General features: G+C 39.7%; 18 protein-coding genes. 15 read left to right on the top strand and 3 right to left on the bottom strand.

Annotation, left to right across the window (positions count from 1 at the left end; genetic code table 11):
• Positions 1-290: 290 nt before the first annotated feature.
• From BMX21_RS13605 to BMX21_RS13600, 4 genes are all read left to right on the top strand, one after another.
• Entirely contained in the window at positions 291-2246 is a 1956-nt protein-coding gene (locus BMX21_RS13605; RefSeq protein ID WP_092045270.1) for a hypothetical protein, read from the top strand.
• A gap of 303 nt (positions 2247-2549) precedes the next feature.
• Positions 2550-2723: a hypothetical protein gene (locus BMX21_RS19415; RefSeq protein WP_022753385.1), complete on the top strand. Its 174-nt coding sequence runs from the start codon at positions 2550-2552 to the stop codon at positions 2721-2723.
• Between the two features lie 144 nt (positions 2724-2867).
• Positions 2868-3038 (top strand): hypothetical protein, encoded by a 171-nt coding sequence (locus BMX21_RS19410; protein ID WP_022753386.1) that lies wholly within the window; start codon positions 2868-2870, stop codon positions 3036-3038.
• Positions 3039-3335, top strand: a complete 297-nt coding sequence (locus tag BMX21_RS13600; RefSeq protein WP_027204391.1) for a hypothetical protein — start codon at positions 3039-3041, stop codon at positions 3333-3335.
• A 123-nt stretch (positions 3336-3458) separates the two neighbouring features.
• On the opposite strand, the gene rho is transcribed toward BMX21_RS13600, so the two are convergent.
• Together rho and BMX21_RS13590 are read right to left on the bottom strand one after the other, a co-directional pair.
• Positions 3459-5186 (bottom strand): transcription termination factor Rho, encoded by a 1728-nt coding sequence (rho, locus tag BMX21_RS13595; RefSeq protein WP_092045268.1) that lies wholly within the window; start codon positions 5184-5186, stop codon positions 3459-3461.
• Between the two features lie 177 nt (positions 5187-5363).
• Entirely contained in the window at positions 5364-6821 is a 1458-nt protein-coding gene (locus tag BMX21_RS13590) for a S1 family peptidase (protein ID WP_092045266.1), read from the bottom strand.
• 243 nt (positions 6822-7064) lie between these two features.
• On the opposite strand from BMX21_RS13590, the gene BMX21_RS13585 reads away from it, so the two are divergent.
• Entirely contained in the window at positions 7065-7271 is a 207-nt protein-coding gene (locus BMX21_RS13585; RefSeq protein ID WP_022753390.1) for a hypothetical protein, read from the top strand.
• Between the two features lie 18 nt (positions 7272-7289).
• Here the strand turns inward: BMX21_RS13585 and BMX21_RS13580 are convergent, their stop codons facing one another.
• Entirely contained in the window at positions 7290-7931 is a 642-nt protein-coding gene (locus BMX21_RS13580) for a hypothetical protein (RefSeq protein ID WP_092045264.1), read from the bottom strand.
• Between the two features lie 226 nt (positions 7932-8157).
• Here BMX21_RS13580 and BMX21_RS13575 point away from each other — a divergent pair, with 226 nt between their 5' ends.
• From BMX21_RS13575 to BMX21_RS13530, 10 genes are all read left to right on the top strand, one after another.
• The gene (locus tag BMX21_RS13575) at positions 8158-9492 is read left to right on the top strand and encodes a D-alanyl-D-alanine carboxypeptidase family protein (RefSeq protein ID WP_092045263.1); all 1335 of its coding nucleotides are present in this window, start codon (positions 8158-8160) and stop codon (positions 9490-9492) included.
• Positions 9482-10294 (top strand): NADAR family protein, encoded by an 813-nt coding sequence (locus tag BMX21_RS13570; RefSeq protein WP_092045262.1) that lies wholly within the window; start codon positions 9482-9484, stop codon positions 10292-10294. The genes BMX21_RS13575 and BMX21_RS13570 overlap by 11 nt, the downstream gene beginning before the upstream one ends.
• Before the next feature lie 25 nt (positions 10295-10319).
• Positions 10320-10526 carry a hypothetical protein gene (locus BMX21_RS13565; protein WP_022758974.1) on the top strand — a complete coding sequence of 69 codons (207 nt, stop codon included), beginning with the start codon at positions 10320-10322 and terminating at the stop codon, positions 10524-10526.
• Between the two features lie 253 nt (positions 10527-10779).
• Positions 10780-12216 carry a tetratricopeptide repeat protein gene (locus BMX21_RS13560; RefSeq protein ID WP_022753395.1) on the top strand — a complete coding sequence of 479 codons (1437 nt, stop codon included), beginning with the start codon at positions 10780-10782 and terminating at the stop codon, positions 12214-12216.
• A 21-nt stretch (positions 12217-12237) separates the two neighbouring features.
• Complete coding sequence (locus tag BMX21_RS13555) at positions 12238-14052, top strand: zinc ribbon domain-containing protein (RefSeq protein WP_092045260.1); 1815 nt, start codon at positions 12238-12240, stop codon at positions 14050-14052.
• 12 nt (positions 14053-14064) lie between these two features.
• The gene (locus tag BMX21_RS13550) at positions 14065-15237 is read left to right on the top strand and encodes a cation diffusion facilitator family transporter (RefSeq protein WP_092045258.1); all 1173 of its coding nucleotides are present in this window, start codon (positions 14065-14067) and stop codon (positions 15235-15237) included.
• A gap of 170 nt (positions 15238-15407) precedes the next feature.
• Entirely contained in the window at positions 15408-16958 is a 1551-nt protein-coding gene (gene gpmI, locus BMX21_RS13545) for a 2,3-bisphosphoglycerate-independent phosphoglycerate mutase (protein WP_092045256.1), read from the top strand.
• A 197-nt stretch (positions 16959-17155) separates the two neighbouring features.
• On the top strand, positions 17156-18955 hold the full coding sequence (gene pepF, locus BMX21_RS13540) for an oligoendopeptidase F (protein ID WP_092045254.1): 1800 nt from the start codon (positions 17156-17158) through the stop codon (positions 18953-18955).
• Positions 18956-19444: 489 nt separating this feature from the next.
• Positions 19445-21673: an ABC transporter substrate-binding protein gene (locus tag BMX21_RS13535; protein WP_092045253.1), complete on the top strand. Its 2229-nt coding sequence runs from the start codon at positions 19445-19447 to the stop codon at positions 21671-21673.
• A 157-nt stretch (positions 21674-21830) separates the two neighbouring features.
• Positions 21831-23411: an ABC transporter permease gene (locus BMX21_RS13530; protein ID WP_092045251.1), complete on the top strand. Its 1581-nt coding sequence runs from the start codon at positions 21831-21833 to the stop codon at positions 23409-23411.
• The last annotated feature ends 35 nt before the right edge of the window (positions 23412-23446 follow it).

Genomic DNA, 23446 nt, shown 5'->3' with positions numbered 1-23446 from the left:
TGTTTCTAGAAAAAAACTTGTCAGGATTAATAGAAAACTTTCCTGCATCTTTTGACATGTTAGAAATAATATTAAGTAGCGAATCTTTGACTTGTAGAGCAAATGACATTTTTGAACCTCCTTGAAATTGAAACAATGATTACATTGCTAATTTCAAGGGCCGCTCTAACTACCTCTTAAAAATCAATCAGTAGTTAGAGCGGCCGCATATTTGATTCACTATGTCAACTGTTTTATATAAAAAATGAGTTAGACCCTAAATAAAGAATCTAACTCGTGATGTTAACTAAATGACATTGGTTCAGAGCAGCATGGTGAATAATGAGAATAATATAGCAAGGACAGGTGACGTAGAAAAAGGAAATGCTATGCCTATTGATAAAGAAAATGGCGTGCCTATTGATGATGGTGAGAATGCCAGAGGATATAAAAAGCCTGTTTTTAAGACAAGTAAGACACAGCCTGAAGATCCAGTGAAGGTCAAAGCGCGTACTATAAAGCAGAAGCTTATTGATATAGTACTTATATTTCTTATAATTGCCATTGCCAGCAGTATGATCGCATTTAAAGTGATAACATACAGGAATGCTCAGAAACTATGCCCCATGGCGGTTTATGTCAAGGATGGAATCCTGTATCTTGATACAGATATCAAATCTGAAGATGACGAGCCGATACCTGTATCCAAAACCAGTGATAAGCTGTTGGAGTATGGGCTTGAAGATGAGATAGCAGCTTTTTCCAAAGATTGTAAGACTCTTTACTATATGGACAAAGATACAGGAGATGGTTCAGGCAGGCTCAAGAAAGTTAAGATTGCTAAGCTGTCTGAAGATATTGATGAGAATTCCGATAAGGCAGAGAAGGTAGCGGATTTCGTAACCTCCTATCAGCTTCTTGATGATGGAGATGTATTATATCTGACCAATGAAATGGAAGCCTGCTACTATGATGGCAAAAAAAGTAGTGTAATTGCTGAAGATGTAGTGCAGTATTATATTTCATCCAGTGGCAACTATGTATATCTTCTTGAGGGAGATAAGGATGCTGAAACTTTTGAACTTTGTAAAGCGGGCCTTAATTCCAAAGCACAAGAGGTGAGCCTTGCAGAAAATGTGCTTAAAATAAGACTCCATGAAGATAATGATGCAGTTCTTTATGAGGTTGCAACTGATAATTCACAGGCAGGTGAATCTTCAGTTGAGTCTGAAGCTGAGTCCAAAGACAAGTCTAAAGATGAGACTAACGAAGGTGATACAGGTTCAGAAGATTTTGATGAGGCTGAGTCTGATGTGAGTGATTCTGATGAAGAAACATCTGACGAAAAAAAGTCTGATGAAGAAAAATCAGGTAGTGAAACTTCCGAAGCTGGTTCAAGTTTAGAATATAAGGATTACAACGAATTATATCTTGCTTTTGATAATAAAGATCCGGTTAAGATAGGTGAAAATGTCAGTTCTATATCGGATTATAGTCAAAGTGCCGGTGGCGTGTTCTTTACCTCGGAAACTGTGGATAAGATCAGCACTTTGTATTACTATGATGCCAAGAACGAAACTACCAGACAGGTAGATAACTTATCAACAGTGTATTTGGGAGATGGTATCAGCATCTATCACAAAGAAGATGAAAGAGGCTGGTATTATATGCTCTCCGGCGGTGATGAGAAGGCACTGGACCTTGATCATGAATATGATCAGGGACTTATGTGGGGATCAAGAGATGGAAGATATGTGATGGTAGAATTCATGGCTGAAGGAGACGCTGGCAATACCATTATCTCTTTCAGATCTACAGATGGATCTCTTTCTTCGCAAAAAGTAATTACAGAAGAAGGGGAACTTGGCCATTCTTATGGAACTACAGCATATTATTACGCCTTTGATGAAGAGGAGGAAGAGCTGGATCTGTATTCATTTCGTAATGACAGAACGAAAATGATTGCAAGAGATGTTACAGAGGAAGTTGTAATCTTTTATTCTGATGAAATTGTGGTCCTGTATGATAACAACGGGAACCTGAGTGTATATACAGATGCTGACGATAAGGAACTTGATGCTCATATTCAGAGGATCCTGTATGCAGGCAAGAATGCTGTTATATATAAAGATTCGGATGGTAGTTATTACATTTCTTATCTGTCTGGCAGAGAATTAGAAACATCTCTGATTACAGATGAAGCGGATGTTGTAATACTTCCGGAAGTAACTGATGAGATGGGTATGGGTATTATCAGTGAAAACTGATAGGAAATTATAAATTGATTTTTGGAAACTGTTTCTTGGAAACTATTTTACAGATATGAAGTAAAATGTAAATATTCACTAATTGTCTAAGGAAACTTTCGTAAAAAATGCATACGGTAAAACGATTGCAAAATAGCGTCATCGTGTAATATAATACTCATGGGGACATTGCAAGGGTGCAATGTCTTTTTTGACCCATTAAGGAAACGAGGTTTACATTGTTAATTTTTCATTAAGCTTTTTGCTGGCGGATTTGTCCCTTCTAGGAAGTGATGACCGGAAGCACGAAGGGAGGACGACAATATGACAATGGATGTACAAGATAGACAGCTGGTGGATTACGTTTCAGAGATTCGTAAAAAACAGGAAGACGGAAGAGAACTTGACGAACTTGAAATTCTGACTATAAGAAATCTTAATGGTCAGGGACAGAAGATGACATGGAGAACTGTGTGCTATTGGAATCTTCTTCTTTAAAAACTAAATAACAATTACTTAAGATACCTCCGCATGAAAGTGCGGAGGTTTTTGTTATAAGTAGTAAACAAAATATTGTATGCAAATAATCAGATAAATGATAAAATATATGTATCCGTTCTAGAAAAAAAGGAGGAAGCCTAAATGGGAATTTTCTTTAAAGATGCTGAGAATCCGACAGGGGATGACTATGATGCACTTGATGATTTTTTCTTGGAAACAGAGCTTGATCCTGATATGAAGAAGCCGGATTCTTTCAAAAAAGCATGGCAGAATGAAATGGGGTTTTATAAGCAAAAAAGACAGGAGGCATAAATGGCAGACCGTGAAGATTTGATTATGCAACTTTACAAAGAGTCTTTTGGCAAGACATTTAATAAGTATGACATTTCAGTTCGCTATGACAATAGGGATGGAAGTCTGCATATGAATGAGCATCGTGATGGTGAAGAACACTTCACAAAAGCTCAGATAGAAGCAGCAATGAAGTATTTTAAAGAAAATATTGAGAAGTTTAAAAAATCAGGAGTGGAGGCTTCGAGGAAGAAGGTTTACGAAATATCCGTAGCTGCGATTTCTCTTATGACGCATCCACAGGATGATAAAAAATAAAAAATATTGGTATATAATATTTGTATTTTGTGATTCGTATATAAGAACTTTTTTGAATTGTTAATATGTCAATAATATAAAAGCCTCCAGTCGCTGGATTATCTAGTGACTGGAGGCTTTTTATCAGAATATTCTGCGATTCATAAGAGTTATGAAATCTTTGTTGGATCTTGTACGAGAGAAGTTATTAAGTATCTGATCTGCTGCCTCATCAGCCTTTAAGCCGTTGAGGCTCTTACGCATGCGATTGACTGCATTGAGTTCATCGCTTGTAAGAAGGAGATCCTCTCTTCGTGTAGAAGACTTTGCAATATTGATAGCTGGGAAGATTCTCTTCTCCTGAAGCTTACGATCGAGGATCATCTCCATGTTACCTGTTCCCTTGAACTCTTCGTATACAACATCGTCCATCTTGGAACCTGTCTCGATAAGAGCTGTAGCAAGGATTGTAAGGCTTCCGCCTTCACGCATGTTACGAGCTGCACCGAAGAATCTCTTGGGCATATGAAGTGCTGCCGGATCAAGACCACCGGAGAGTGTACGTCCTGACGGAGGAACTACCTGGTTGTATGCGCGTGTAAGTCTTGTAATAGAGTCGATGAGAATTGTAACATCTTTTCTATGCTCTACAAGACGTCTTGCATGCTCGATAGTCATCTCGGCTACACGGGTATGATGCTCCGGAAGTTCATCAAAAGTTGAGTAGATAACTTCGACATTAGGTCCTTCGATAGACTCTTTGATATCAGTTACTTCTTCAGGTCTTTCGTCGATAAGAAGGATAATGATATGCATGTCAGGGAAGTTTCTCTTAATGGATTTTGCAACATCCTTAAGGAGAGTGGTCTTACCTGCCTTTGGAGGAGATACGATCATTCCACGCTGGCCTTTACCGATAGGATCGATAAGGTCCATGATCCTCATTGAAACAGGAGCACCGGGATATTCAAGACCGAGTTTCTGATCCGGGAAAATAGGAGTCATCTTCTGGAAAGAATATCTCTTGATTGATTCTTCAGGTGTATATCCATTAATGGTATCAAGCTGAATAAGTGCTGCGAACTTATCACTTGTGCTTTTCTTTGCAGCTGCTCCTGCAAGAATATCACCTGTTCTAAGGCCGTATTTACGTATCATGGCAGGTGCGATATATATATCATTCTCGCCTGGAAGATAATTCTCACTTCTGATAAAGCCAAAGCCATCAGACATGATCTCTATGATTCCACCTACAGGCATAACTTCAGAAATAAATTCGGCTTCTTTTGCTGCGGCCTCTGTTTCAGGTGCGGCAACTTCCTTCTTAGGAGCCTGCTTGTGATAATCCTGAGCAGGTTTTGCTTTTCTCATATCCTGCTGACCTGCGCCTGTACGCTGCTCTGGCGCAGAAGGTGTTCTTCTCTGGTCGATAGCAGAAGGAGCTTTGTGCTGCATCTTTGATGAAGACTTGGCTTTAGCATCTCCTGAAACCTGTATTATGTGGCGCTTTTTAGGATGCTCTTTAGAAGCCTCTGTGGAGACGGAATCCTTTTTTGGAGCCTTCTCGTCACTGTTTTTCTCGCTGTTTTTGTTTGAAGCTATGGAGTCTTTGGCGGTTTTACTTTTTTTAGCGGTATCGGCGTTACTTTTTGAATCTGCGCTTTTTTTGGCTACGGCATTATCCTTAGCTTCGGCGCTTTTCTTTTCATTAGCAGCTTTTTTATTATCTGCTGATGCATTTTCCTGCTCGTCAAGTGCACATAGGCTGTCGATAAGTTCTGCTTTCTTTACGCCTGTTACTCTCTTGATGCCTCGAGCTTTCGCAATGTCTCTTAACGAAGTAAGACTTAGCGTTTCATATTTTTCTCTCATATAAATATCCTTTTATATATAAAAATGTGTGGGTAAGTTTACGAATAAACATCTGAATCTTGTATTCGTACAAACGGGAATCTCGCCGAATTGGCATGAAATTCTTTGCATCAACTAAAATAGCAAAATAAAACGGCGATGTCAAGCATCGCCGTTTTGTTCGTTGTATCATCAGTTTTAATCAAGCTTTGAATAATCAAATGAAAGAACATTGTCTATCATAAGAGCGTAACTTTTGTTGGTGTTTAGATTCTTGGCATCGGCTATTCCTACAAGATTACCCTTCATATCTACAACTGCAGTTCCGCTCATTCCGTCTTGAAGCGCGAGAGTTGCTGTAAGATAGATAGGAGCATCTTTTTTCTCCGGAATAGAATCATTGATCTTTAGAAGTGTCATCGGAGTTACAAGATCCTTGCCGGTATGTTTGTAGTTGGTCGCGATTCCAAGAAGCTGTGTACCTTCAGGTATCTGTGAATAGATCCCCGGATTGATCGATATCTCCCTGAGCCTTGTAAGTATACGCATAGGGATAAGTGAGGTGCTGAGTCTGAAGAGGCAGATCTCATTGTCAGCTGAAAGCTTTGTGTATTTGATGGCATTGCTGAAAGTTATACGGGTTCCGTCATAGAGCCATAGTTCGTTGTTGCCTTCCTGCATAAGGTCAAGGACATGAGCAACTGACAGAAAATAAATATAGTCAGGTGTTATGTCGTAGATAACTCCGGATCCTGACCAGCCGTTTGGCGAATCCTCTGAATCAGCATGGAAGAGCTCTACAAGAGAAGGCTTTACAAGCTGCTGCGCAAGTGTGAAGTTCTCTGCAGATAGCGGCTTATAACTAAAATATCCGGTTTTGCAGAGAGTCTCGAGTGATGATTCTGAAGTATAATCATCAACAGCGACAGTTGAGGTTTCCAATGACTTGGAGAAAGCATCTTCGGCAAAGGCAACAGAATCAGCAAAAAGTAAAACGGTTGATTCGTCATATATTTCATCGGGCATAAGATATGTGAAGCGGATTCCGGAATTGCTGGATGTATGTGTAAGTACAATAAGATATCCGGAATATTGATGCCCTTCGATATTCTCTGTTATTCTGGCTCTAAGTAGTGTACTTAGTCCATCATCTGAAGCGTAGGATTCAATACTGTCTGATGTAAAATACTGCGAAGGAGTAAGGAATGAGGAGAAAGACTCAATTGTATACAAGGAAGGAGCTTGAATGAGCTGAGTTTCTCCTATACTTATGATGTACGAACTGTCACTTGCTTCTACTATCACAGAATCCGGTGTTGCACCAAAATATCCTACGAAGTCTTCATTGCCTAAAAAAGAAAAGCACAGCGAATGGCCACTATTGGTCTTAACATTGGCTATGTGGTAAAAAGCCGAGTCTAAAGCATAAGTCTGAAGACCCATGAGGGCATTGGAATACCCCTGTGCATAGTAAGATGTATAAGTGTGGTTTATAGAATAATCCGGAGTATAAGAAGTGGCAAAAACATCATAATTTGCAGATGAACCAGACTGTTTATGGGCTTTGCCTGCGTATGCAGTTATGGATGTCGGTGTGTGGAAAAATGCTGATAGAATACATACTGTTACGAATGGAACAAGCAAGCCTCTTTTCATAATACTACCCCTTTCTAGAATGACGCTGATCCGTTAAAAGAATTCCCTTCAGCGTGCACATAAAATATCGGCCATGCGTGGTAGTGGGTGAATAGAAAAAAATCTACAAAATAGGAAAATTTATTTTGTTATTTTTTCTCTATTGACTTTGTACTTATATTTTATCATATGAGGTAGATATAGGCTATATGAAAAAAGGAATGGTTAGAAACGAGATATAGTCAAAAAACAGGCAGGTTCATAATGGGTAAACCAAGGAATGATCAATATCAATATAAAAGTAATAATGGAAGATGGGTATCTATAAAAGATAAAGGTAGTATAACAAAAGAAAACCCTGCAGATGGGAGGGCTGCAGGGTTAAAAGAGGACTATGGAAGGAAAGGGTTATTTGGGGGAGGAGTCCTTCCATTGCTACTACATATATCGACACCTCTTTATAAAACTTAACCCCAAATATCAAAAAAATTAATTTTTTTCATCCATATGTCTCATGCGCCATATAGCGCTTCCTTCAAGAGACGGAATGTCATGATCTTTGCGAAGTACCGTCACATATGACGGAAGAGTGACTCCGCAGCGATATAAAAATTCAATCCAGTGATTTATATCAGGAGGAAGTGCTCTGAATCTTGTATCCGTTTGGAATTTCATATCTCCTGAGAGCTGAATGCAGCTTGCAAAGGAACAGATCATCGTCAGTTCATCGATTGTAAGGTAGTTAAGCTCTGATTTATTATACCTGGCCATAAGAGCCTTAATTATATGTCCACCTGACATGACGTTGGCCTGTTCTATATATGACCAGTCAAGAAGATAGACCTTTTGGAAATTGATCGGATTATCATTGACTTTGATTTCGTCAACCATTGTTCCTGAATCGGTTATTACTATAGGTCTTGCGCAGGAAGGGCATAATATCCTTCCGACTATTTGGTGGCGAGAACCTTTATTGATATAAAAGTGAGGGAAAAAGTGTCCGCATCCATCGCAGTAAAGCGGGAAAAGTGTAATGTCAAGTTTCATAGAAAGCACTTCGTCTGTCTTGACTAGCTGGATCCTGTTGGGGAATCCGCCACGTGTGCCCGGTATGTAGTAATCAAGTGCCATTTATACAATGCATCTCCTTGTTGTTTTTTTGAAGAAAAAATATCACAATAGTATTTTAATTTTAACATAAATATAAACGTATAGCTTGCGTGCCTGACTTTTTTTCGATATTTATCGTCATGACTTTCTGGTGAGATTATGTTGTTCACAATTTTGTAATGAATTTTGAGGCAAACTAATGTAAAATATTATCTGAGGGTGAAAAAATTCAGGGAGATTACACAAATTGGGGACTGATAACAGAGATAATATTCATATCAATTCTAAGAATAAAAATAATTATGCCAATGATTCTTTGCTCAAGCAAGAGATGGATTCGATCTTAAAATATGAAACAGATGAAGAAGAAGTGATCGATGAAGAAGAGCTAAGGCTTGAGGAAGAGCATTTTAAAGAATATCAGGCTAGGATTACTAAAAGAATAAACGAGATGAAAGAAGAGCATGACAGGCAGATCTTTCATCGCAATATGATAAAAGCCGGCGCGGCTGTTTTGGCAGTCGTCGTTGTAGGTGTTGTAGCTTTCAATATGATAGGAACCCGCATTCTGGCTCCCAGATCTGTTGATGAAGCTGCAGCGGCTGAGTATTCTTCTGGGGAGACACAGGATGTAGCTACTAATGCCAGTACTCAGACAGCATCAGCAGCAGAAGCATCTACAGAACCTCCCGTTACTGAGGAGAAATACGTGGCCGTTGAGACCGCTGATACGCGGGAATTTGGTCCTGAGATTGTAAGTACCTGCGGCATTTTGATGAATGCCGATTCACTTGAAATTGTATCTGAAAGAAATGCATATGCTAAGATGTATCCTGCATCTATGACCAAAGTACTCACCCTCCTGGTTGCTGCAGAGAATCTTACACAGGAGCAGCTTGAAGATACATTTGAAATCACTATAGAAATTACAGATTTTAGTTACTCTCACGGCTGCAGCGCCGCGGGTTTTGATGTCGGCGAAGTTGTCAAGGTCAAGGACCTTTTATATGCGCTGATCCTTCCTTCAGGAGCGGATGGAGCTCTGGGACTTGCGTACTATATAGCCGGTTCACAGGAAGCATTTGTTGACATGATGAATGCCAAGCTCGAAGATCTGGGACTAGCTGACACAGCTCACTTTACTAATTGTATAGGTATTTATGATGATGATCATTATTGCACCGCTTATGATATGGCTATAATAATGCGTGCGGCTATGGACAATGAACTGTGCAAAGAGATATTGTCGACACATTATTATGTTACAGGCGGTACCGAGCAACATCCTGATGGGATTGAGCTTTCCAACTGGTTTTTGCGAAGGATAGAAGATAATGATGAAGGAATAAATGTAGTATGTGGTAAGACAGGTTTTGTAAATCAGTCCGGAAGCTGCGCAGTAAGCTATGCAGAGAGTGAAAACGGTGAACCGTATATTCTTTGTACAGGCAATTCCAGCAGCTCCTGGCAGTGTATAGGTGATCAGACCATCCTGTATGCAGATGCTATGCAGGATGATAATATGACAGGTTATTCCGTATCAGCAGCGGAGTCGAATTCAGGAGGAATAGATGAAGAGTGACAACTTGGTCTGTTTTTATCGTGAGAACGATGCATATGGAGAACTAAGTAATTGGATCAATGCTCCTTTTAAGTACGCAGGTATTCAATATCAGTCATCACTTCAATTTATCATGCTACATAAAGTTATGATGTTCGGACAGCGTCAGATAGGTCAGAAGATCATGCAGGAGACATCTCCGGAAGAGATCAAGAAACTGGCTACCAAATTCGAAGGCTACAGAGATATGCTTTGGGATGTTACCTGTGAAGGAGTTGCATACAGAGGAATCAGAGCCAAATTTCAGCAGAACCCTCAAATGGCGGAGAAGCTTCTTGCTACAGGTAATAAGGTCATAGCTTTTTGTTCACCACTCGATCAAAGCTGGGGAACAGGTATATCGCTAAGTCAGCCGGATGCTTATGAACCTGCCAAATGGAAAGGCAGGAACAGACTTGGCAGAGTCCTTATGGATGTAAGATCCTGGCTAAGGCTGAGTGTTCTGGCTACAGGAGGAATCCTTCCTTACATCGATATCAAAGAAGGTACTACGATTCCGGAATTTAGGATGACTCCGGGTGAACTTCAGATGATACCTGATTTTACCAGAGCTATTCAGACTTATATTCTGTCACTGCCTGACCAGCATGCCAAGGATACATGTCTTTGGTCTTTTGAGATGGGAAGACTTGATGCCAATATTGCATCTCTTCCTAGGGTGGGATTACTTGAAATGAAGCAGGAAGTCTTTGATAATGCGAGACTTAGATCTATAGTAGAGCAAAAAACACGTCCTGCGGGCGAAGAAATTTTGCCGGAATAAAAACTATTACGGGGAGGACTGGCTTATGGTTACAGAAAGAAAACGTGAGATCATCGAAAAATATGAGGTGCTTTTGGATAAGGCGCTAAAAGAAGATCCTGAGAAAGGACATGACAGCTGCTATCACGATTTCAAAAAAGAATGCAGTGATAACGGTTATGTTGGAGAACTTCAGCAGCAGATGTGGCAGTCCATTGTTAAACGTGTAGGTATAAATAACAGAAAAAAATGACTTCCAGTTCTATAAGAAAGGGGCCACACAGAGGCTTTTAGAAAACCTCTTTGCGGCCTTTATTTTTTAGAGAAAATAATGGAATAAAATTCTACCTAAATGCATTCTGTCGTGTAAAAAGTGTATTCTGTCGGAAAAATATTGCGAACTTGAAAATGGATGATAGTATATAAATATCTCCGGAACACATATTTCTTTTTACATGATGTGGTAGAATAATCATATTACGCTAAGGATAACCGGAGGAGACAGCATGAGAATTCAAAAGATCAGACTGATTTCAAAAAAGCTCGGGCAGTATTCATCTGCACTTAGAGAAGAGTCAGAACAAAAGCTCACAATTTCTAATTCGGGAAGATTGTGGTTTACAGCCTATTCCGGAAGAGATGATGAGGATCAGGATTATTCTGCTGTAAGAAAACTTGGTGCAAGTATTGGAAAAGAACTTGCGGTAGAAATTCTGGAATATGTTAATGACGTATTCTATGGAAGAAAAGAAGGTAAATATATCTCAGATGACAGCGGAAGTTTTGAACTTATAATTACAGACACCAAGGGCAACAATTATATATACGGCGGCGAGCTTTCCAGAAACGCAGACAGGATAATCTCAAATCTGTCTGTTAAGTTAAGAGAACTTATTCCTATCGATAATCTCTTTCTTTTTGACGGAGGTGAGCTGCAGCCGGGTGAGAAGACTAGCGTCCGTTATTGTTATTGCAGCGTAGAACCTAAAGGCATGACTACCAATTATTTTTATATCAGCGATTTTGGACTTCTTCAGTCCGGATCTTTTGTAGAAATACCTTTTGGTAAAAAGAACACTATCATGAAAGGCACAGTTATAAGCAGTAATTATTTCGAAGGTGAAGATGTTCCTTTTGCGGTAGAGCTAACCAAGCATATCATTAGAGAAATAAGTCAGGATGAGTTTGAAAATACTGATGAACTCAATGATAATCTATCAAGAGAAGATCAGGACGATCTTGATGAGGTTGAAGAACTTATCGAGAATGAGAATTACGATGGAATGTATCAATGGGCATTTGAGCATCATGAGCGCGACGATGTTCAGCAGATCATGGCCAAGGTAGTTCAGTGTTACGAAGAATGTGTCAGACAGAATATGCCTGTTGCAGCTCTTAATCTTGGTACGTTATATTATGAAGGACGCTATGTCAGACAGGATTATCAGAAGGCGTTTGAACTTTATAAGATAGCTGCCGATGCCGGTGAGCCAAGGGCGATCAGCAATCTTGGATATTGCTATTATTATGGAAGGCATCAGGAAGTTGATTATGAGAAGGCATATGAATATTTCCTCAAGGGAGCACTTCTTTTTGATGATGCCAATTGCCTTTTTAAACTTGGAGATATGTATCTTCAGGGATATCATGTTGAGAAGAACGAAAGATATGCATACCTTATGTATGAACGCGCCATGTTTGAATGCTATGGCGATGACGGAAGACCTGATCCGATAATACCTGATATCATGCAGAAGATGGGACAATGTTATCTGTATGGAATCGGAATATCGCCGGATGTACCAAAAGCACTTACATTGCTTAATAATGCCTTAACAGGCTTTTATTATAGGAAAAAAGATGATCCGAATGCAGTACAGCTTATTGCTGAAACAAAAAAATGCATCGAAGATGCTGAAAAAATATTGGATTCGGAGGAGTAAAAAAGCGAGGGAAAGAGAATTATGTATTGTGGAAAATGCGGAAAGATAGTAGCTGATTCAGCTAAATTCTGCCCATATTGCGGTGAATTATTTAATAAAAACACAGAGCAGAACAAAACTGATAATCCTGGTACAAGTACTGAACAGGTGGCTGCCGGATCATATCAGGCTATGAATGCGGGGAATTCGAAAGTCACATATCAGGCGCAAAGCACTTATCAGGCAACAGGTTCCTATAATGCACAAAATTCATATAACACACAGAATTCTTATCAGTCACAGAATATGTACCAGAATCAGTACAATCAGGGCTATCAGCAGCCTGGTCCGCAGATGCAGGGGGGCTATGGACAGGAGCCAACTAAGAAGAAAAAGAGTCATAAAGGACTTGTGATTGGTCTTGCCACTATACTTGTTTTGACAGGAGTAGGCGGAGCCGGTGGTTATAAATATCTTCAGAAGACTCACGAAGAAGCTTATCAGAAAGCTATAGAAGAAGCTAAACAGGCTTATGCAGATAAAGATTATGAAAAAGCAGTGAGCAGTTATCAGAGCGCACTTGATATTAAGGGTGAAGATGAAACTGCAAAGCTTGGACTTGATGAATCAAATGCAATGCTTAAGATAGATTCTGCTACAAAGAAGCTTGCAGGCCTTTCTTCATATGATGCTACTGTTAATTATGAGATGAGTATCAATGTAGAAGATGCTACAGACGGAAGATCTTATAATCTTACACAGTCTTCTGAGATGACAGCATCCAACATAACAGGTGAAGATGGTAATACTATCGCCTATGTAACCGGAGATCTTATAACTTCTGCAGATGATAATGGCAATGAGAGTAATCAGTCTTATGAGATTTATATTACCAGAAGCGGCAGTGTTGAGACCAGTTACTCATATACAGAATCAACGGGATGGGGCGGTAAGCTCTCCACAGGTGCTACCGGCGGATCTTCTGTTGTACTTGGTGATATAGCTTCACTTTCTTATTCTTTTGACAAAGATAAAGAAAATGACGATTACTATGTATTTACTGCTGCTAACGTAAATGCAGAACAATGTTCATTTTTAACCAATTTCTGCAGCATAAGCGATAAGGCTACAGACGCAGGATCACAGAAGATGGATGTATCGCTCTATCTGAGCCGTGAGGACGGCAAGATATCCAAGATAGAGATATCATATCCTAATCTGTCTATGGCTGATGTTAATACTTACTATTGCAATTATAGTGGAAAGAGCCTTTCTATCTCACTTGAAAGGCTTACATACACAGTTAAGATAACAGAATGGGATTCTGATGAGACATTATCATTACCTTCAGATGCAGTAGATGCCCTTTCTATTGGCGGCGGTCTCCAGACAGCAGTAGCATTTTCTACTGAGCCAACAGAGTATCTTGGAATAAATATGGTTGATACAACTTTCAATGATGCAAGCTTCCAGGTACCTGCTTCATGGACCAAATATGATTCTACAAGCACAGCTCAGGATTATCTGCTCAATACTGATGGAACAGCCTATGTAAGTCTTGCTTACATTGATAAGTCATACTTCAGATCTAACTCTGACTCCAAAAACATGGAGGCTATTCTTGAGAGCATCACAGATGGTGTAGAAGTGTCAGAACCTGTAGATGTTACAATTGATGGAGAGGATGCACTTAGATTTGGAATTACAGCTAGTGGCAGTAGTGCTTCTATCAATGGAGTTATATATGTAGTTCCTTGCGGAGACGGATATATGGTTATCGAGTACGTTATGTATAGCGGAGTCGAGAATATCTGGCAGAGTCAGTTCAATGCATTCATAGATAGTATTGATGTATAAGGGATAAAAGATATGATTCAGTTTTTGGCTGGAATATGTATCAAAGATCATAAGAATTATAACGATGCGAATGTGCGCCGTCAGTATGGTATACTGTGCGGCGCCTTTGGCGTTGTATTAAATATCATCCTTGTGGTGATCAAATCAGTAGCTGCCCTTATGGCGGGTTCTGTATCAATCCTGGCAGATGCAGCCAATAACTTATCTGATGCTCAGACATCCATAGTTACGATCATAGGCTTTAAACTTGCATCGCAAAAACCTGATAAGAAGCATCCTTTTGGTCATGGCAGAATAGAATATGTTGCAGGACTTATTGTCGCATTCTTTATATTCGGTATGGCGATAGAACTTTTAAGGACATCTGTCAAAAAGATCCTCGCTCCGGAGAGAACTGAATTTAATCTGGTCATAGCTGGTATACTGATGGTATCTATACTGATCAAGTTGTATATGTTTGTATATAATAAGGACCTAGGCAAAAAGATATCATCAGCTGTTCTTGTGAATAACGCAAAAGACAGCATATCTGATGTTGTATCTACCAGCGTGGTCCTTTTTTCATCATTTATAAGTAATGCTTTTGATATAAGTTTAGATGGCTATGCCGGAACTTTGGTTGCGTGTTTTATCTTCTATCAGGCGTTTGAAGCTACAAGAGATACGATATCTCCTTTGCTGGGAGAAGCTCCTTCTGAAGAAATGATAATGAGTATAGAACAGGATGTTCTTCAATATGACAAGATTCTGGGAGTTCATGATATTGTCGTACATAATTATGGCCCCAGCATGACGATGATGTCTCTTCATGTCGAAATCTCTTCTGACGGAACTCTTCTTGAAGCTCATGATCTTGTGGATGAGATAGAGCAGTTTCTTAACAACAAGTATTCATGCAGCAGTGTCATACATGTTGATCCGGTTGATTTCCATAACGAGGAAGTCTGGCTTATGAGAGAGAAGATAGCCGGACGTATCAGAGCCCTTGGACCGGATATACGATTTCATGATTTTAGGATAATCCACCATGGCGTTAAGAAGATCATAGCATTTGACATAGTTGTGCCTTTTGATTATGACGCTTCAGATGACGAAGTCAGAGAATTTGCAAAGCGCAGCTGTATGGAGATGTATCCGGGATATGATACGGAAGTGACAGTTGACAAAGCAGAGATACTTCGCTGATCAAAGAGTGGCAAAGAGCAATACTATACAGTAAATATTTATTCTTGTAATAAATGCTTGTTCTGTCGTATTATATAAAATGCAAATATATTGAATTTTCATGTCTTGACCGATGAATAAGACAGAGATTTCATTTTAGTAGTTGTAAATAGATAATGGAGGTTTTATAAATGAGAGGTTCTAAACCAACACTTCTTTTGATTCTTGATGGCTTTGGTCTTAATGACAACCCTGAAGGTAACGCTATTGCCATGGCCAATACACCCAATCTTGACAGACTTATGAAAGAGTATCCCTATGTAAAAGGAAATGCCAGCGGACTTGCAGTTGGTCTTCCTGATGGACAGATGGGTAACTCTGAAGTAGGTCACATGAACATGGGCGCAGGCCGTATCGTATATCAGGAGCTTACAAGAATCACAAAGTCTATAGAAGATGGCGATTTCTTTGAGAATGAAGCACTTCTTGATGCTGTTAATAATTGCAAAGCCAATGACAGTGCACTTCACATGTTCGGTCTTGTATCCGATGGAGGCGTACACAGCCACATCACACACATCTACGGACTTCTTGAACTTGCTAAGAGACATGGCCTTAAGAAAGTATATGTTCACTGCTTCCTTGACGGACGTGATACACCTCCGGAAAGCGGAATAGATTTCGTACAGCAGCTTGAAGATAAGATGGAGGAACTTGGAGTAGGTGAGATCGCATCTCTTTCAGGTCGTTACTATGCTATGGATAGAGATAACAACTATGATCGTGTTGTTATCGCATATGATGCACTTACAAAGGGCGAGGGCCAGAAGGCTTCAAGTGCTCACGAAGGAATGCAGCAGTCCTATGACAATGGCAAGACTGATGAATTCGTAGTACCTACAGTAATCATGAAGGATGGTCAGCCTGTTGCAACTATCAAGGACAATGATTCTGTTGTATTCTTCAACTTCCGTCCTGACAGAGCAAGAGAGATGACACACTGCTTCTGCGATGATACATTTGATAAGTTCGATCGTGGCGCAAGACTTAATACCAAGTTTGTATGCTTCACAGATTATGATCCGCTTATTGCTAATAAAGAGATTGCATTCAAGAAAGTTCTCCTTACTAATACATTCGGAGAATGGCTTGCAAATAAGGGACTCAAGCAGGCTCGTATCGCTGAGACTGAGAAGTATGCTCACGTAACATTCTTCTTCAACGGCGGCGTAGAAGAGCCTAACCAGGGCGAGGACAGAGTACTTGTAAACAGCCCTAAGGATGTACCTACATATGATCTTAAGCCTCAGATGAGCGCACCTGAAGTTTGCGATAAGCTTCTTGATGCTATTAATTCTCAGAACTATGATGTTATCGTCTGCAACTTCGCTAACCCTGATATGGTAGGTCATACAGGTGTTATTCCTGCAGCAGTTAAGGCTGTAGAGACAGTTGATGAGTGCGTAGGCAAGATCTATGATGCTATTATCAAGACAGGTGGAACTATGTTCATCTGTGCTGATCATGGTAACGCTGATATGATGATCGATTATGAGACAGGAGAGCCATGGACAGCTCATACAACTAATCCTGTTCCGTTCATCCTTGTTAACTATGACCCTGCATATACACTTAGAGAGAATGGCTGTCTTGCAGACATCATTCCTACTCTTATCGAGTGCATGGGCGAGGAGCAGCCTGAAGAGATGACAGGTAAGAGCCTTCTTGTTAAGAAAGACTGATAGTATTTAAGCAACTGATAAGCCACACCAGGATATTTGTATTCCGGTGTGGCTATTTTGATGTCATAAGACATGTTTTAAAATATTCGCTAAAGAAGTCAATTTTTAATAAATACTGAATTGACTTATGCATATATACTGCAACATAATAATTATCAGATTGTTATAGAATTGCAAAAATATAGAAAGAGGACAGTATGGAAGAAAAGAAAATACTTAAAAGAGAAGAAGTTCCGGTAGAATATACCTGGAATCTTGAAGACCTGTACAAAACACCTGCTGATTGGGATAAGGATTATGAAAAGGCAGGAAAGCTTGCAGAAGAGATTGCAGCTTTTCAGGGACATATAGGAGAAAGCGCAGACAGCCTTGTAGCATGGTTTAAAAAGGCTGATGAGGCAGAGCTTCTTTTGTCATCTATATATTCATATGCATCACTTGCTGCAGATCAGGACCTTGGCAACAATGAGAATCAGGCCAGAAAAGGTAAAGCAGTTGGTCTTCTTGTATCTATACAGAGCGCATCAGCTTTTGGTGATACAGAGATAATGGATATAGAAGATGATAAGCTTGATGCTTACTTTAAAGAGAATCAGGATCTTGAAGTTTATCGCCTTGCTATAGACCGTATAAGGAAAAAGAAAGAGCATATGCTCTCTGCAGCTGAAGAAAAGCTCCTTGCAGCAACAGGAGAGATGTCAGAAGGGCCTTCTAACATTGGATCTATTTTTAGAAATGCAGATCTTAAATTCCCTAAGGTCAAAGATGGTAATGGAGAAGAACATGACCTGACACAGGGCACCTATATCTCATACATGGAAAGTACAGATCGCGAATTCAGAAAGAATACCTTCAAGACTTTCTATGATACATGGAAGAGCCATGAATCTCTTTCTGCAACTATTCTTGATGCTCATTACAAGCAGCAGACATTCTATGCAAATGCAAGAAAGTATGAGAATAACCTTGAAGCAGCTCTTGACAGAACAGAAGTTCCTGTAAGCGTATACCATAATCTTATTGATACAGTACACAAACATATGGGATCAATGTATCGATATATGGATCTTCGTAAGAAGCTTATGGGAGTTGATGAGCTTCATATGTACGACCTTTATAATTCTATCGTACCGGATGCTGAAGAGAAGATCACATATGAACAGGCCAAAGAAGCTGTATTTGAGGCGATCAAACCTCTCGGAGAAGATTATGCCAAGGTTGTGAAGACAGCTTATGATAATCGCTGGATTGATGTATACGAGAATGAAGGTAAGAGAAGCGGAGCATACTCTTCAGGTGGAGCAAGACCTCACCCTTATATACTTCTTAACCACAAGGATAATCTTAACAGTCAGTTCACACTTATTCATGAGACAGGTCATACAATGCACAGCTATCTGTCTATGAAGAATCAGCCGGTAGTATATTCAGATTATGTTATCTTCGTTGCAGAAGTTGCTTCTACATGCAATGAAGTTCTTATGATGAAGAATCTTCTTACAAAGACAACAGACAAAAAGAAGAGAATGTATCTTCTTAACTACTTCATGGAGCAGTTCCGTACTACATTGTATCGTCAGACTATGTTTGCTGAGTTTGAACTTAAGCTCAATGAACTCGTAGAAAAAGGCAATACGCTCACCGCGGACACTCTTAACAAGATGTATTATGACCTTAATAAGCTCTACTATGGAGATAACATGGTAGTTGACGAAGAGATAGCATCCGAATGGGCAAGAATACCGCATTTCTTCTACAACTATTATGTATATCAGTATGCTACAGGATTCTCAGCTGCTATTGCACTTGCTACCAAGATTCTTAAAGAAGGCGAAAGTGCTGTTAAGGATTACCTTAAATTCCTGTCATCAGGATCAAGCACAGATCCGATCAGCCTTTTGAAGATCGCAGGAGTTGATATGTCAACACCGGCGCCTATAGAAGAAGCTCTGGATCAGTTTGATGCGCTTATTTCTGAGATGGAAGAGCTTGCATAATTCCTAGTAAGGCGGTATTATTTATATAATTAGAATACTGCTTGATTTAATCGAGTGCATAAAGTGACGAATATCCACACTTCCGATGGAAACTGATGATTTTTTCAAAAATATTTTGTGTGCGTAGGACGCACATTTGTCCGCCATACAAGTGGAAACGTTGATAAAAATTACGATTTCTGTATTGACAAAAATTAATATGTCTGTAAAATAAAGGAAGTTGATGTAACACAGTGCGCGCATCGAATGAGGCTCTAACTTGTAGGTTATATGGGGCTGAAATTTCATAATTTTGAAATGCTAACGATGACGTTAAATTGACTTTCTTTAATTATAAGAAGAATTTAACGTCATTTTCTATTTTAAGGTTATGCTCTGATGCACTAAAGCGCCAACTTGTTAAACAACAAGGGGATGTAGCCTCATAGAGGATTACATAAACAATTACCGAATCTAATAATAGAAGAGGAATAAAAGGAGGAAGGAATTATGAAAAGATCTAAAGTCGTTGCACTGCTTCTCACAGCTGGAATGACAGTGTCTTCAGTAGCCTGCGGTGGTTCTGGTAACACAACCGAGAACACAGGTTCTGATAACACCCAGCAGACATCCGGTACAGAGAACACAGATGGTGAGACAACAGATGGTGAGACAGGAGAAAGCACAGATGAAGCTGTAGACGAGTCTTCAATGGATTATGATGAGCTTTCTGAGTATGTTTACAACCAGATCCTGGGTGAGTTCTATGAAACTTATGAAGCTGCTCAGGCAGAAGAAGACAAGAATGTAGCATGGGCACTTGATGCTGTAGCAGAAGCTAAGCTTCTCGAGTCAGGTGTATTCATTCCATTCTCATCACGTGGTGGTATGTATGCTATCAGCCGTGTAGCTCCTTATACAGTATCTACAACATATTGGGGCAATGATGAAAGCCGTTTCCACAATGCTGTAGTAACTTCTGACCTTATCAAGGCTGAAGATTATATGGCAATGAGAGAGAAGTATGCTGAGCTCAAGGGCACAGGCGAGTATGAGTCCTGGGTTAAGTCATTCCTTGAAGAAAAGGGATACACACTCACAGATGAGTACAAATATGCTAGCGTAGGTGATCCTACAACTTGGGACGTACTCAGCACTTCAAGACAGGCTGATACAAGAGCTCTTGTTCATACATATGACGGACTTATGGAATATGACGGAGAAGGCACACAGCAGCCTGCACTTGCAACAAGCTATGAAGTTTCTGATGACGGACTTACATATACATTCCACATCCGTGAAGGTGTTAAGTGGGTTGATTCTCAGGGACGTGAAGTTGGCGATGTTACTGCTGACGACTTCGTAGCTGGTATGCAGCACATGATGGATGCAATGGGCGGTCTTGAGTACCTTGTTCAGGACGTAATCGTTGGAGCAGATGCTTATATCAACGGTGAGACAACAGATTTCTCAACAGTTGGTGTTAAGGCAGTTGATGATTATACACTTGAGTATGACCTTGTTGCTCCTTGCACATACTTTAACACTATGTTAAGCTATAGCGTGTTCGCTCCTCTTAATCGTTCTTACTACGAATCATGCGGTGGTAAGTTCGGTGATGAGTTCGATTCTTCAGCTTCTGACTATACATATGGTACAGATGCTGACCACATCGCTTATTGCGGACCATACCTTGTAACTAACTTTACAGCTAAGAATACTATCACATTCAAGGCTAACCCTACATATTGGAATAAGGATAACATCAATATCCAGACTGTTTACTTCCTTTACAATGATGGAACAGATGCTACTAAGGCATACAATGATGCTAAGGCTGGTACAATCTCAGGATGCAATCTTACTACAGCAGCTCTTGAAGCAGCTAAGAATGACGGACTCTATGATGAGTATGCTTACATCAGCCTTACAGATGCTACATCTTTCGTAGGATTCATGAATGTTAACCGTGCAGCATTTGCTAATGCTAACGATGCTACAGCTGTTAAGTCAACTCAGACAGAAGAGGACGCTGCAAGAACAAAGGCTGCTATGCGCAACCAGGAGTTCAGACTTGCACTTCTTCAGTCAATTGACAGAGGTACATACAACGCGCAGACCAACGGTGATGATCTTAAGTACAATTCACTTATCAACACATACACACCTGGTAACTTCGTACAGCTTGAAGAGGATGTAACAATCGCTATCAACGGAACAGACACAACATTCCCTGCTGGAACATACTATGGTGAGATCGTACAGGCACAGCTTGATGCTGATGGCGTTGATGCTAAGGTTTGGGATCCTGAAGCAAATGATGGACTTGGTTCTTCATCAGGTTTCGATGGATGGTACAATAAGGATGCGGCAGTTGAACACCTCAATAAGGCTGTAGAAGAGCTTGCAGCTCAGGGCGTAGAAGTTAGCGCTGAGAATCCTATCCTGGTAGATTATCCTTACTTTGAAGCTAGTGAAGTATATGCTAACAGAGCTAACGCTTTCAAGAAGTCTGTAGAGGATGCACTTGGCGGAGCTGTTGTTGTTAATCTTGTAGCTTGTGCAACATCTGATGACTGGTACTATGCAGGATATTACACAGACCTTGGTTCAGATGCTAACTATGATATCTATGATGTATCAGGTTGGGGCCCTGACTATGGTGATCCTAAGACATACCTTGACACAATGCTTCCTGATTATGCAGGTTACATGGTTAAGTGCTTTGGTATCTACTAATTAGATAGTTATAAAGTATTATAAGTATTAAACATTATAAGCAGGAGAATGGGCTCATGCTCGTTCTCCTGACTTTGATGTAATATAGACTGGTAAGTAATTATGAAGATGTAACGTATTCTTCTATCACATGACCGGTCGTCTGGAGTGAAGGACTATGCTAAAATATTTGATCAAACGATTATTACATGGACTGTTTTCTATAGTTGTAGTTATAGGAATAGTTATGCTGCTGATCTATTCATTAATGGATCGTCAGCTTATTTTTGCTGCTGATTCTGTATATCAGAATCTTGGTAATAACCAGAAGAAGCAGTACATGTATCGTATGTGGGAGAACTACGGTTACATTGACTATGTTACTTATGAAGAGTACATAGCTTCACTTGTTGCAAGTGGAGAACTTGATTCATCAGAACTTGAAAAGATTCAGGACCTTGGCAAAAAGGCGGAAGATGATTCCGAAACTGTTGCTGAGTATGTTAAGAAGTTTTCAGAGTATTATGAATCTAAAGGTTATACAATTGTCAGACTTGATGCTATAACCATCAAGAAAGGTAGAAAATATGCAGATGGCGGACAGGAAGCCCTCTTTGCATACAGAGACAAGCCTCTTTTAACACGTTTAACAGGCTATTTTACAGGAATTGTTGATATTGACAGCATTCATTATGTTGATGATTCAATTGATATTGGAAAACGTGGAATAAGCTTTACACTGCATGATCCGGCATATGGCGGAGAGAAGTTCTCACCGGCACTTATCGGAAATGGTACTAAATATAAGTACTTACTTTACTTTGATAATAATTTCCCGTATATTCACCAGAACCTTATCAAGATAAGTCTTGGTAAATCATATACAGTAAATGCGGGAATTGATGTATTTGATACAATGACACAGTCACAGGGATCTTACGTATCATCAGAAGTAACTTTCCCTTCCGGTGTTGTAGAAGCTTCAGCTGATGACCTTCATACAGCTACATATGTAAAGGGATCACTTGCTTCAAGTACGCTTAACCAGAGACTCTTTGTAGATGACTATACTAATGTATCTACAGTTAAGAACGGCCTTTCAAAGATTGGATATTCATTTGTTATAGGTCTTATCTCAAGTATCATTGCTTATGTACTTGGTGTTTCACTTGGTATTGCTATGGCAAGACATAAGGATAAAGCTATTGATAAGATCGGAACTATTTATATAGTATTTGCTATTGCAGTTCCTTCGCTTGCTTATATCTTCATGGTTAAGGCTATTGGTGGTAGTGCAGGACTTCCTACAACATTTGATATGGAATCCACAAGTAAGCTCATGTACGTACTTCCTATCATCTCACTTTCGATTAAGAGTATTGCAGATCTTATGAAGTGGCTTAGAAGATACATGATCGATCAGCAGAACTCAGACTATGTTAAGTTTGCTAAGGCATGTGGTCTTACAGACAATGAGATATTCAGAAAGCACATTTTCAAAAATGCGGTTATTCCGATAATTCATGGAATTCCGGGAACTATCCTTATAGCACTTGTTGGTGCGATCATTACTGAGAAGGTATATGTTGTTCCCGGTGCAGGTAACCTTCTTGTTGAGGCGATTGCCAAGTATGATAACGGCGTTATTGTTGGTGTTACTTTGTTCTATACAGCACTTGGTATTACATCAGTAATACTTGGAGATATCCTTATGGCTATGTTCGATCCGAGAATCTCATTCTCAGATAAGGCCAGATAAGAAGTGGCTATAACTAAAAAAATGCGGTACTGCCG

It is taken from the genome of Butyrivibrio sp. TB, assembly GCF_900110805.1.
Taxonomy (GTDB): Bacteria; Bacillota; Clostridia; order Lachnospirales; family Lachnospiraceae; genus Butyrivibrio; species Butyrivibrio fibrisolvens_C.
This window is presented reverse-complemented; position numbering and strand designations above follow the sequence as displayed.

What these genes read in the sequence shown, in the direction of transcription:
- BMX21_RS13605 (WP_092045270.1), top strand. Translation starts at nt 291, where the DNA reads ATGACATTGGTTCAGAGCAGCATGGTGAATAATGAGAATAATATAGCA.
- BMX21_RS19415 (WP_022753385.1), top strand. Translation starts at nt 2,550, where the DNA reads ATGACAATGGATGTACAAGATAGACAGCTGGTGGATTACGTTTCAGAG.
- BMX21_RS19410 (WP_022753386.1), top strand. Translation starts at nt 2,868, where the DNA reads ATGGGAATTTTCTTTAAAGATGCTGAGAATCCGACAGGGGATGACTAT.
- BMX21_RS13600 (WP_027204391.1), top strand. Translation starts at nt 3,039, where the DNA reads ATGGCAGACCGTGAAGATTTGATTATGCAACTTTACAAAGAGTCTTTT.
- rho (WP_092045268.1), bottom strand. Translation starts at nt 5,186, where the DNA reads ATGAGAGAAAAATATGAAACGCTAAGTCTTACTTCGTTAAGAGACATT.
- BMX21_RS13590 (WP_092045266.1), bottom strand. Translation starts at nt 6,821, where the DNA reads ATGAAAAGAGGCTTGCTTGTTCCATTCGTAACAGTATGTATTCTATCA.
- BMX21_RS13585 (WP_022753390.1), top strand. Translation starts at nt 7,065, where the DNA reads ATGGGTAAACCAAGGAATGATCAATATCAATATAAAAGTAATAATGGA.
- BMX21_RS13580 (WP_092045264.1), bottom strand. Translation starts at nt 7,931, where the DNA reads ATGGCACTTGATTACTACATACCGGGCACACGTGGCGGATTCCCCAAC.
- BMX21_RS13570 (WP_092045262.1), top strand. Translation starts at nt 9,482, where the DNA reads ATGAAGAGTGACAACTTGGTCTGTTTTTATCGTGAGAACGATGCATAT.
- BMX21_RS13565 (WP_022758974.1), top strand. Translation starts at nt 10,320, where the DNA reads ATGGTTACAGAAAGAAAACGTGAGATCATCGAAAAATATGAGGTGCTT.
- BMX21_RS13560 (WP_022753395.1), top strand. Translation starts at nt 10,780, where the DNA reads ATGAGAATTCAAAAGATCAGACTGATTTCAAAAAAGCTCGGGCAGTAT.
- BMX21_RS13555 (WP_092045260.1), top strand. Translation starts at nt 12,238, where the DNA reads ATGTATTGTGGAAAATGCGGAAAGATAGTAGCTGATTCAGCTAAATTC.
- BMX21_RS13550 (WP_092045258.1), top strand. Translation starts at nt 14,065, where the DNA reads ATGATTCAGTTTTTGGCTGGAATATGTATCAAAGATCATAAGAATTAT.
- gpmI (WP_092045256.1), top strand. Translation starts at nt 15,408, where the DNA reads ATGAGAGGTTCTAAACCAACACTTCTTTTGATTCTTGATGGCTTTGGT.
- pepF (WP_092045254.1), top strand. Translation starts at nt 17,156, where the DNA reads ATGGAAGAAAAGAAAATACTTAAAAGAGAAGAAGTTCCGGTAGAATAT.
- BMX21_RS13535 (WP_092045253.1), top strand. Translation starts at nt 19,445, where the DNA reads ATGAAAAGATCTAAAGTCGTTGCACTGCTTCTCACAGCTGGAATGACA.
- BMX21_RS13530 (WP_092045251.1), top strand. Translation starts at nt 21,831, where the DNA reads ATGCTAAAATATTTGATCAAACGATTATTACATGGACTGTTTTCTATA.